10 protein-coding genes and 1 pseudogene are annotated in these 10,293 nt (G+C 62.5%); 6 read left to right on the top strand and 5 right to left on the bottom strand.

Features of this window, described 5'->3' with window-relative positions; all coding sequences use genetic code 11:
• Positions 1 to 371: 371 nt before the first annotated feature.
• From ACYVDE_RS07970 to ACYVDE_RS07955, 4 genes are all read left to right on the top strand, one after another.
• Positions 372 to 1,319 carry an acetyl-CoA carboxylase carboxyltransferase subunit alpha gene (locus ACYVDE_RS07970; RefSeq protein WP_460500951.1) on the top strand — a complete coding sequence of 316 codons (948 nt, stop codon included), beginning with the start codon at positions 372 to 374 and terminating at the stop codon, positions 1,317 to 1,319.
• Between the two features lie 93 nt (positions 1,320 to 1,412).
• Positions 1,413 to 2,261, top strand: a complete 849-nt coding sequence (locus ACYVDE_RS07965) for an MBL fold metallo-hydrolase (protein WP_460500950.1) — start codon at positions 1,413 to 1,415, stop codon at positions 2,259 to 2,261.
• Between the two features lie 62 nt (positions 2,262 to 2,323).
• Positions 2,324 to 3,139, top strand: coding sequence for a patatin-like phospholipase family protein (locus ACYVDE_RS07960; protein WP_460500949.1), 816 nt, complete (start codon positions 2,324 to 2,326; stop codon positions 3,137 to 3,139).
• Positions 3,140 to 3,253: 114 nt separating this feature from the next.
• Positions 3,254 to 3,826: a lysophospholipid acyltransferase family protein gene (locus tag ACYVDE_RS07955; RefSeq protein WP_460500948.1), complete on the top strand. Its 573-nt coding sequence runs from the start codon at positions 3,254 to 3,256 to the stop codon at positions 3,824 to 3,826.
• A gap of 5 nt (positions 3,827 to 3,831) precedes the next feature.
• On the opposite strand, the gene ACYVDE_RS07950 is transcribed toward ACYVDE_RS07955, so the two are convergent.
• The 5 genes from ACYVDE_RS07950 to ACYVDE_RS07930 are packed head-to-tail and all read right to left on the bottom strand — an operon-like array spanning position 3,832 to position 9,210.
• A complete protein-coding gene (locus ACYVDE_RS07950) occupies positions 3,832 to 5,124 on the bottom strand; it encodes a response regulator (RefSeq protein ID WP_460500947.1) in 1,293 nt (430 codons plus the stop codon).
• A 36-nt stretch (positions 5,125 to 5,160) separates the two neighbouring features.
• Complete coding sequence (locus ACYVDE_RS07945) at positions 5,161 to 5,604, bottom strand: response regulator (RefSeq protein WP_460500946.1); 444 nt, start codon at positions 5,602 to 5,604, stop codon at positions 5,161 to 5,163.
• Between the two features lies 1 nt (position 5,605).
• Complete coding sequence (locus ACYVDE_RS07940; protein ID WP_460500945.1) at positions 5,606 to 7,924, bottom strand: ATP-binding protein; 2,319 nt, start codon at positions 7,922 to 7,924, stop codon at positions 5,606 to 5,608.
• Positions 7,906 to 8,505 carry a biliverdin-producing heme oxygenase gene (locus tag ACYVDE_RS07935; protein ID WP_460500944.1) on the bottom strand — a complete coding sequence of 200 codons (600 nt, stop codon included), beginning with the start codon at positions 8,503 to 8,505 and terminating at the stop codon, positions 7,906 to 7,908. The genes ACYVDE_RS07940 and ACYVDE_RS07935 overlap by 19 nt, the downstream gene beginning before the upstream one ends.
• Positions 8,506 to 8,547: 42 nt before the next feature.
• Positions 8,548 to 9,210: a DUF4159 domain-containing protein gene (locus ACYVDE_RS07930; protein WP_460500943.1), complete on the bottom strand. Its 663-nt coding sequence runs from the start codon at positions 9,208 to 9,210 to the stop codon at positions 8,548 to 8,550.
• Between the two features lie 162 nt (positions 9,211 to 9,372).
• On the opposite strand from ACYVDE_RS07930, the gene ACYVDE_RS07925 reads away from it, so the two are divergent.
• Both ACYVDE_RS07925 and ACYVDE_RS07920 read left to right on the top strand, forming a co-directional pair.
• Entirely contained in the window at positions 9,373 to 9,954 is a 582-nt protein-coding gene (locus tag ACYVDE_RS07925; RefSeq protein WP_460500942.1) for a Crp/Fnr family transcriptional regulator, read from the top strand.
• Positions 9,955 to 10,047: 93 nt separating this feature from the next.
• Positions 10,048 to 10,293: pseudogene (locus ACYVDE_RS07920) on the top strand (hypothetical protein); the annotation flags it as partial.

Raw genomic sequence — 10,293 nt, 5'->3', positions numbered from 1 at the left:
TGGACGGGACTCGAACCCGCGACCTCCGCCGTGACAGGGCGGCATTCTAACCAACTGAACTACCAAACCGTTTGTCTCAAACTGGAAAGCCGTGTGCTTTTCCGTTTTGGTGATGCAAAGGTAGGGGAAAGAAATTGCCACCCGCAAGGATGGGGCCACTTTTTTTCTCGAATTGACCCCGTTTTGCAGCTTGGGGGTTGTTTATCAGCCTGATTATTTTTTGGGACGTATCGCAACGGTGGATGTTTTACCTTTGCCAACCGCCGTGCCCGCGGCATTTAGGGCCGGCGGTAGGGGAGAAAAGTCCGGCCCGGACCACGCTTACCCGCTATTTTCGCCTTCCCACTCACTTGCCAAGCCATTCGCTGCTCATGCTCCTTGATTTTGAACAACCCATCGCCGCCCTCGAAGGCAAACTCCTCGAAATGCAGAAACTCGCCGCCGAGAGCGACGTGGAAGTAACCGAGGCCGTAGCGGCGCTGGAAAAACGCATCAAAGACCTTAAAAAAGAAACCTACGCCAACCTCACCCGCTGGCAGCGCGTGCAGCTCTCGCGCCACCCCGAGCGGCCTTACACCTTAGATTACATCGAGGGCATGGCCGAGAAGTTCGTGGAGCTGCACGGCGACCGTACCGTGGGCGACGACAAGGCCATGGTGGGCGGCTTCGGCGAAATTGATGGCCAGACGGTGATGTTCATCGGCCAGCAGAAGGGCCATAACACCAAGCAGCGCCAATACCGCAACTTCGGCATGCCCAATCCCGAGGGCTACCGCAAGGCCTTGCGCCTGATGAAGCTGGCCGAAAAATTCAACGTGCCGGTGGTAACGCTGATTGACACGCCCGGCGCTTTCCCGGGCCTGGAGGCCGAGGAGCGCGGGCAGGGCGAGGCCATTGCCCGCAACCTCAAGGAGATGTTCATGCTGAAGGTGCCGGTTATCTGCGTCATCATTGGCGAGGGCGCGAGCGGCGGGGCGCTGGGCATTGCCATCGGCGACCGCGTGCTGATGCTGGAAAACACGTGGTACTCGGTGATTTCGCCCGAGTCGTGCAGCAGCATTCTGTGGCGCTCGTGGGATTATAAGGAGCAGGCCGCTGAGGCGCTCAAGCTCACGGCCACCGACATGCAGAAGGCCGGCCTGGTCGATGGCATCGTGAAGGAGCCCTTGGGCGGCGCCCACACCGACCCCGAGCGCATGATTGAAACCCTGAAAACCACGCTGCTGAAGACCCTGAAGGAGCTGGCCGCCGTGCCCGCTGATGAGCGCATCTCGCAGCGCATCGACAAGTTCTCGGCCATGGGCGTGGTAGTGGAGTAAATTCAGTGAACAGTTATCAGTGAGCAATGAACAGTGTTGTTCGGTCAACTCCTGACGACTGTTCACTGCTCACTGATAACTGTTCACTGAATCATGAAAATTCATACCCTCGACACCGGCCTGTTTAAGCTCGATGGCGGCGCCATGTTTGGCGTGGTGCCCAAAAGCATGTGGCAGAAGCTGAACCCACCCGATGCCAACAACATGTGCACCTGGGCCATGCGCTGCCTGCTGATTGAGGATGGCGGCCGGCTGCTGCTCATCGACAACGGCATCGGCGACAAGCAGGACGAGAAATTCCGCGGGCACTTCTACCTGCACGGCGACGACACGCTGGAGAAGTCGCTGCGCAAGCTCGGCTTCACGAGCGCCGACATCACCGACGTGTTTCTCACGCACCTGCACTTCGACCACTGCGGCGGCTCGGTGCAGCGCCGGCCCGATGGCGCGCTGCAGCTGGCGTTTCCGAACGCCACGTACTGGAGCAACGAGGCGCACTGGGATTGGGCCGTGACGCCCAACCCGCGCGAGAAGGCCAGCTTTCTGAAGGAGAACATTCTGCCGATTCAGGAAAGCGGGCATCTGAAGTTTGTGGATTTGCAAAAAGGCGTGCCCGATGCGCTGCCGCAGTTCCGCGAAATCATCGTGGCCGACGGGCACACCGAGAAGATGATGGTGCCCGTAATGGGCTACAAGGGTCGTACACTGGCGTTTATGGCCGACCTGCTGCCCAGCGCCGCACACATTCCGCTGCCCTACGTGATGAGCTACGACGTGCGCCCGCTGCTCACCATGCCCGAGAAGGAAGCGGTGCTGCTGCGCGCGGCGGCCGAAAACTGGGTGCTGCTGCTTGAGCACGACCCTACCAACGAAGCGTGCACCGTGACGCTCACCGACAAGGGCGTGCGCCTCGACCAAACCCTGCGGCTGGCCGATTTGTAAGCCGTTGGATGAGCGGGGCTGCCAAAAACCACGTACTGGGCTAACAGCAGACCGAAAACCGCGTGCAACACCCATACGACCCAGCTAATTCGCCCGCTCCTCCTTCCTCAACTACTCCGCAGTTAGGCCTGGCTCTGTCGGGCGGGGGCGCGCGGGGCATTGCCCACCTGGGCGTGCTGGCCGCCCTCGACGAGCTGCAACTGCCCATTGCCCAGCTGGCCGGCGTGAGTTCGGGGGCCATTGCCAGCGTGTTTTACGCGGCGGGTTTTGCGCCGCGCGAGATTCTGCGGCTGCTATTAGCGACGAATTTGTTTCGGCTCACGCGGCCGGCATTTAGCCGGTTTGGGCTGCTGCAGTTTGATGCGGTGGAGCAGCTGCTGGCCCGGCACCTGGGCACTACGCTCACCTTCGAGCAGCTGAGCCGGCCGCTGACGCTGGTGGCCACCGACCTGATGGCGGGCGAGTCGGTATATTTCAGCAGTGGGCCGCTGCTGCCGCCGCTGCTGGCCTCGTCGGCGGTGCCGGTCATCTACCGGCCCGTGGAATACCAAGGCCGGCAGCTGGTGGATGGCGGCCTGCTCAATAACCTGCCCGTGGAGCCGCTGCTGGACCAGCCGGGCCTGCGCGTGGTGGGCGTGCACTGCAACCCCATCAACCCCGAAGCGCGCATTCCCACGTTCCGGCGGCTTATCGAGCGCACGCTGCATCTGGCCATCAATGCCAACACGGCGACCCGCAAGGCCCAATGCCAGCTCCTGCTCGAACCGCCCGAGCTGCGGCACTACCGGCCGCTGGGCTACAAGCTGGGCCCCGAACTATTCGATATCGGCTACCGCTACACCATGAGCCAGGCGGCTGCGCTGCAGGCGCTGCTGTAATTCCCGAGCCCGCCAGATGGCGCGGCATTGGGGCCGGGTCCCCATCTTTGTAGCCCGTTTGGCCGGCGCATTGCCCCGAACCAATGTTCATCTGCTCATTTCGTCCTGCTGTTCATGACTCCCCGCGAAAAATCTCCCTTCTGGCACGCCATGGCCACGCTCGTTTTCAAAATAGCCGGCTGGCATCTGGGCGAGATTCATAACCCGGAAATCAAGAAAAGCATGATGATTGCCGCGCCGCACACCAGCAACTGGGACATTATTCTGGCGCGGGCGGCCTTTTACCTGATGGGCGTGCCCGTGCGCTTCACCGTGAAAAAGGAGTGGACCGACAACTGGGCGCTGGGCTGGCTGGTGAAAGCCATTGGCGGCCTGGCCGTAGACCGCAGCAAGAACAACAGCCTCGTGGATGGCATGGTGAAGCTATTTGACGAGCACGAGGAGCTGGTGATTCTCATCACGCCGGAAGGCACCCGGGCCTACCAGCCGCGCTGGCGCAAGGGCTACTACTTTGCCGCGCTGGGCGCGCACGTGCCCATTCGCCTGGGCTACCTCGACTATAAGCACAAGGAAGCCGGCATTGGCGAAGCCGTGTGGCCCACCGGCGATTACGAGGCCGATGAGGCTAAAATTAAGGCCTTTTACCGCACCAAAACCGGGCGCTTTCCCAACCAGGGCGTGCGCTAGCGCAGCTAGCTCCGGGCCGCAACGGCCCGGGCCAGCCCCGAAGCGCCAGGCACCGTGGGGTGCTCGGTATCGCAGAGTTGCACCCGGAAGGTGGTGCCGGTGCCCACTGCGCTTTCCACGCTGATGTGGCCGCCCTCGTGCTGCACAATGCGGTTGACTAGGAACAGTCCCACGCCGGTGCCTTCGCCCGCAGATGGGTGAAAGCGGCGGAATAAATGAAACAGCTCGCTCCCGTGCTGCGCCAGGTCCATGCCCAGGCCGTTGTCGCGCACTTCCAGCACCGGGCAGCCTTCTTCGCGAAAGGTGCGCACGGCAATGTCGGGCCGCCGCTCGGGGTGGCGGTACTTGATGGAATTGCTCACAAGATTGAGCAGGATGGTGCGCAGGTTGCCGCGCACGTATTTCACCTCGTCGACCTCGGCAAAATCGGCCGTGATACGGGCCTCGGTACTCACAATTTGCGGCCCCAGCGACTGCATCACCTCGCTCAGCAGCGGCTGCAGGCGCACCTGCTCGGTGGTGAGCTCGCCTTGCTGGCGCTGCTCCTGTACCACCGACGCTAAATCGGTGACGGTGGTGTTGAGGCTGGTAAGCGACTCGTCGAAGAGGCGCAGAATAAAGGCGGCGTCGGGGTCCTGAAACGAGGCCGTGCGGCACAGCTCCTCAAACAGGCCGCGCAGGTTGTTCACGGGCTGGCGCAGGTCGTGGCTGGCGGCGTACACAAAGTTGTCGAGGTCCTGGTTGGTGCGGGCCAGCTGGCGGTTGCGGGCCGCGGCCACCTCGTTGGCGGCGCTGAGCTGGCGGTTGCGCTCGTCGAGCTCCTGCCGGGTGCGGGTGAGCTCGGCCAGCGAGTCGCGGAGCTGGCGGTTTATGCCTTGCAACTCAAGGTGGTAGCGGCTCTGGTACTGGCGCCACTCATTTTTTTCGATGGCGTGGCGCACGGTTTTGTTGAGCAGCTCCCGGTCAAACTGTTGTTTAACCAAGTAGTCGAGCGCGCCGTTGTTGAGCGCGCGCACGGCCAGCGCTTCGCTGCCACCCCCGGTAATCATCACGACGCACAGCGTTTGCACGGGCACCAGCGCGGCCAGCTGGGCTAGCATTGCCAGGCCATCGGTATCGGGCAGGTTGTAGTCGAGCAATACGCAATCGGGCTTCAGTTCCTTGAACCGAACCAAGCCCTCGGCCCCGTCGGATGCTTCGTGAATTTCCAGCCGCTCCTGGCCCTGCTGCGGGCCCAGAAAACGGTGGTACAGCATCCGGTCCTGCGGATTGTCGTCAATGATTAGAATCTTCTTCACGCAGAATGGCGCTTGGGCAACGGCTGATGGCCCGGACTAGTTCAGGAGGGGCAATTCGTTTGAATCGAGCCAGTAGCGGACAATCAGGCGCACCTTCTCTTCAAGCGCCGGGTAGTCGACTGGTTTGGTCATGTAGCTATTAGCACCCAGGCGGTAGCACTCTTCGATGTCCTTCGCGTTGGAAGAAGTCGTGAAAACGATAACCGGAATCTGGTTGAGACGGGGGTCGTGCTTCAGCGTGCTGAGGACAGTGCGCCCATCGGTACCCGGCATGTTGAGGTCGAGCAGAATAATGGCGGGCAGCGCCGAGGGCCATTGCGGCCGGTTGCCGTAGCCCTGCAGGTATTCGAGGGCCTGGTCGCCGTCTTCGCACCGGAAAACCGGGTTTTGCAACGCATGCTTGCGGAAGGCACGGCCCAGAGCCGTGAAATCCTCGGTGCTGTCTTCGACAACAAGAACGGGTTTGAGAGAGGATATCACCTTACAGCAATTTTGGAATAGTAAAATAGAACGTGGCGCCCTGGCCCAGCTCCGACTCAACCCACAGCTCGCCGCCGTGCTTCTCCACCATTTTCTTCACGATGGCCAAGCCGGCACCCGTGCCGCCGCCAAACTTCTCCTGGCTGTGCAGCCGCTTAAAGATGCGGAAGATGTTCTCATGGTGCCGCGAGTCGATGCCGATGCCGTTGTCTTTCACATACAGCACTTCAAATATAGTCGTATCGACCGGCCGGTGGTAGGGAGGAGACACGGCTGGTGCAACGCCGATTTCTACGAGTTTAACGGCGTTAGTGTTGTACTTACTGGCGTTGGTGAGCAAATTGTTGAATATCTCGCCCAGGCGCACCGGGTCGCAGTGTAGCGTGGGCAGCGGCGTGGGCACGGCCACCTCCGTGCCGGTTTGCTCCAGGTAGGGGCCCAGCAGGTCGAGCACCTCGGCAACGACTTCGTTCAGGTCGACGGGCTGTAGCTGCAACTCCTGCCGGCCCGCGCGCGAAATCCGGAGTAGCGACTCGATGAGGGCTTCCATGCGCTGGCTCAGGCGCACCAGGGTTTGCAGCTTGCTCACGCCGTCGGCGTCGAGCTTGTCGGCGTAGTCTTCGAGCAGGAAGAGCGAGTAGTTGTGGATGCCCCGCAGGGGCTCCTTAAGGTCGTGCGAGGCCACGTAGGCAAACGAGTCGAGTTCCTCGTTGCTGCGCTCCAGCTCGATGTTGAGAGCCGAAAGGCCCCGGGCGCGGGCTTGCAGCTCGTTGAATATTTTCAGCCGCACGTCGGAAATGAACAGGCGGATGTCGCTGGCGGCCGCAATTTCGAGGGGCTGCCAGGCTTCGGCCGTGTTCTCGACGGTTTGCTTCCAGGCTTCGAACGACTGGCGGGGCGAGAGAAAAATCTGGCCGTCGACGGTCTTTTTGTTCTTCTCGTGGCGGCCAGCCCAGGTCACGGTTTGCAGCTGCTCGGGCCGGAACCAGAAAATGTACTCGTTGGGCGCCTGCGCCAGCCGGATGGCCAGAATGCCGCTGGCCGTGCCCCGAATGTTGCGGCCGGCCGGGTTAAGCGCCGCGTAGGAATTCGTGTGGAAGACGTCGTCGTGGGGGGCGTGCTGGCTCAGCCAGGCCACCAGTTCGTCGAGCTGCTGCACGCTGGGGCAGTGGCCCAGCCGAATGGTTTCGCCCTCGAAGCAAATGGCCGCCCCGGTACAGTCGAACACGTCGAGCAGTGAAGGCGTGAAGCGATGCAGGCCATCGACGAAGTTGGGCTGGGTGCTCACCAGCTCGAACAGGCGCGTCTGGGTGTGGGCAATGCGCTGGCGGTAGGCCAGTTCGTCGTACTGCTGCTTGCTGCGGAGCAGGGCCGACACGGTTTTGCCCAGAAACTGGCACAGGTCGCGCAGCTCGTAGCTTACCAGGCGCGGGCTCTGGTGGTGGCAGGTAATCATGCCCCACAGCCGGCCATCCTCGATGAGCGAGATGGTCATGGTGGCCTGCGAGCCCATGTTGTGCAGGTACTCGATGTGGATGGGCGACACGCTGCGCAGCACGGCGTGCGTCATGTCGGGCGGGCGGTTGTGGGCCGGGTGCCGGACCGGCACCAGCGGCGTAGGCACGTAGGAAGCATCCGGAATAAAGCGCAGCCAGTTTTTGAGATACATGGCGCGGGCCTGCTTTGGAATGTCGGTGGCCGGGTAGTGCATGCCCAGCCAGGGCGGCAGGTCTTCGCGCACGTCTTCGGCAATCACCTCGCCGCTGTCGTCGGGGGCGAAGCGGTACACGGCCACGCGGTCGAAACCGGTGAGGGCGCGCACCTGCGTCACGGCCACCTGGCACATTTCGAGGGTGGTGGCGGCGCTCAGCAGGCTGCCCAGCGTGAGGTTGAGGGTGGGCAGGTCGAGGGCGCTGGTGGTGGTATCGGCCACGGGCTCGCCCTCCACCCACAGCAAGCCGTCGTAGCGGTGCAGAATGAGCTTGAAGTAGGGGCGGTTCAGCACGCGGTCGAGGCGCACGCCCAGCAGGCGGCCCTGCTCGGTGATGCTGGGCCAGAGGCGTTCGACCTGCACCAGCTGCTCGGGCTCCATGAGCTGGCCCAGGCCGGCGCCAATCAGCTCTTCGGGTGTGCGGCCCAGCAGACTTTTGGTATTGGTGCTGGCCAGTACCACCTGGCGGGTCTGCTCATCGAGGCACAGCAGGAAGCCGTAGGGCTGAATGAGGCCCGGAATGTGAATGGGCTCGCGGTCGCAGTTGGTGAGGTCGATGGGCTGGCCGAGCAGGGTCTCGTCCGACAGCTTTACTCCTGAATAAGCCATGCGGCAAGGGTTTGGAACGTGAGAATAGCCGAGGCGACAATGGCATCGACATCGGCGGTCGGCGCGGTGGTTTCGAGCAGTTGCGTGAACTGCTTCCAGAGTGGCCCGGTGCGCTCGGCTCGGCTGGCGAAAAAGGTGCGGCCTTCGATACCGGCGGCGGCGAGCTGGCGGGCAATTACCTGCCCGCCCAGGGTCGAGCCTTCAAGCACGTACATGGCGCCCAGCAATTGCGCGCGGGTGCGCAGCGGCGGCATATTGGGGCACAGGGGGGGCGCGGCTGGGTAGCCCAGCCGGGCCAGGTCTTCGAGGATGAGGGGCGCCCGGTAGCGCTGCGCCAACTGCCACTCGGGCCCGAAAGCCGGCGCGTGCGTGCGCAGGGCAGCCTCGTAAGGCTCCACAAAGCCATACATGCGGGCCAGAAAGTCAGCCGTTTCGGCGGCGGTTACGCGGCCAGCCGACAGCGCCTGGTTGAACGGGTTGGCTTCAACGGCGTCGTGGTACGGCCGGGTTTCGAGGCGCAGGCGGGGCAGCAAAGCCGGGCTTTCGACCGGCGGCGTTTGGGGGAGGAGCGGGAAATTCAAGCTACGAAAATAGGGCACGAAGCCCAACCAGCGTTGTAGAAATTAGTCCTGCGTGAGGGCATAGCTCACCAGGTTGGCGCCCATGCGCAGGGCGGCGTCGTGCGTGGCAGGCGAATCTTCAGGGTAGGTGCCCACGTCTTCCCAGCCGTTGCCGAGGTCGCACTCGTAGGTATAGAAGCACACCAGCCGGCCCTTGTAGAGCAGGCCGAAGCCCTGGGCGCGCTTGCCGTCGTGCTCGTGCACCTTGGGCAAGCCCTTAGGGAACTGATACTTCTGGTGGTAAATGGGATGCGAAAAGGGCAGCTCCACAAACTCCAGCTCGGGAAACACCTTTTTCATCTCGGGCCGGATGAACTTGTCGAGCCCGTAGTTGTCGTCGATGTGCAGGAAGCCGCCGCCGGTGAGGTAGCGGCGCAGGTTGCGGGCCTCGGCGTCGGTGAAGCTCACGTTGCCATGCCCGGTCATGTGAATAAAGGGGTAGGAGAGCAGCTCGGGCGAGTCGAGCTCCACGGTGGCTTCGTCGGGCGCGATGTTGGCGTGCAGCGTTTGGTTGCAGAAGCGAATGAGGTTGGGCAGCGAGGTTTTGTTGGCGTACCAGTCGCCGCCGCCGCCGTAGTGCAGCTTGGCAATGCGAAAGCTGGGGGCCGGCGCCGCGGCCGTTAGCGTGAGCAGCAGGGCCAAGGAAAAAAGCAGATATTTCACCATAAACGTCAGAGAGGCAGACTGCGTCGGATAGCCTGATAATGGCTGGCTTCGCCAGAAAGTTCGAGCCTGCAGGCGGCGGCGCCGGCCGGCTCGGGCCAGTGAAGCTGCAAAGTAGCCCTCGGTTGTTATTTCGCGGCTCCGCCGTGCCGTTTCTTTCCGACTATGTCCAGCCATCAGCTTCAGCAGTTTTTGCAGAGTACAGGTGCCATCAGTGCCGCGCAGGCGGCAGAAATTGCAGGCAGCTTCCGGCCGCGGAACCTGGCCCGGCATCAGTTTTTGCTCGAAGCCGGGCAGGTCAGCGACACATATTTTTTTCTGACGCGGGGCTTGCTGCGAGCCTTCGCGCTCAATCCGGATGGCTACGACGTCACCACGGGCCTCACCGGCCCGGGCCAGGTGATGTTCGAAGTGGCGTCGTTTTTCAACCGTACCCCTTCGCTCGAATCCATTCAGGCCCTTACCGACTGCGAGGGCTGGTGCCTGAACTACCAGCAGCTGAACGAGCTGTTCCATGCCCGCCCCGAATTCCGCGAGTTTGGGCGCGGCATACTGGTGCGGGGCTTTGCCGCCCTCAAGGCCCGTATGCTGGCCACCATCACGGAGCCGGCTTCGGTGCGCTACGAAGGCTTATTGCAGGCTCATCCGGAACTGCTGCTGCAAGTGCCGCTGAAGTATATTGCCTCCTACCTAGGCATCACCGATTCTTCGCTGAGCCGGATTCGCAAAGCCAGCGGGCAGAAATAATTCGGTGCGGTGATTTTCTTGCCAAATGGCAAGTAGAAGGCCCGAGCCAACCGGTTGCTTTGCAGCATCAACTCGTTGCTTAGCTCCGCCATCATGGAAAACCTGCCGCTTGCCCTGCCCCTCACGTTTATACTAACAACGGCCCTGGCCATCGGGCTTTTCTACGTGGCTGCGTGGCGCTCGAAACCGGTGCTGGCCGGGCTTTTGGGCTGGCTGCTGGTGCAGGGCCTCGTCGGGCTGAGCGGCTTTTATACCGTGAGCAACACGCTGCCGCCGCGCATGGCGCTGCTGCTCGGGCCGCCGTTGCTCGGCACCGGGCTGCTGCTGGCTACATCGGGC

Source organism: Hymenobacter agri (genome assembly GCF_054778495.1).
This window is presented reverse-complemented; position numbering and strand designations above follow the sequence as displayed.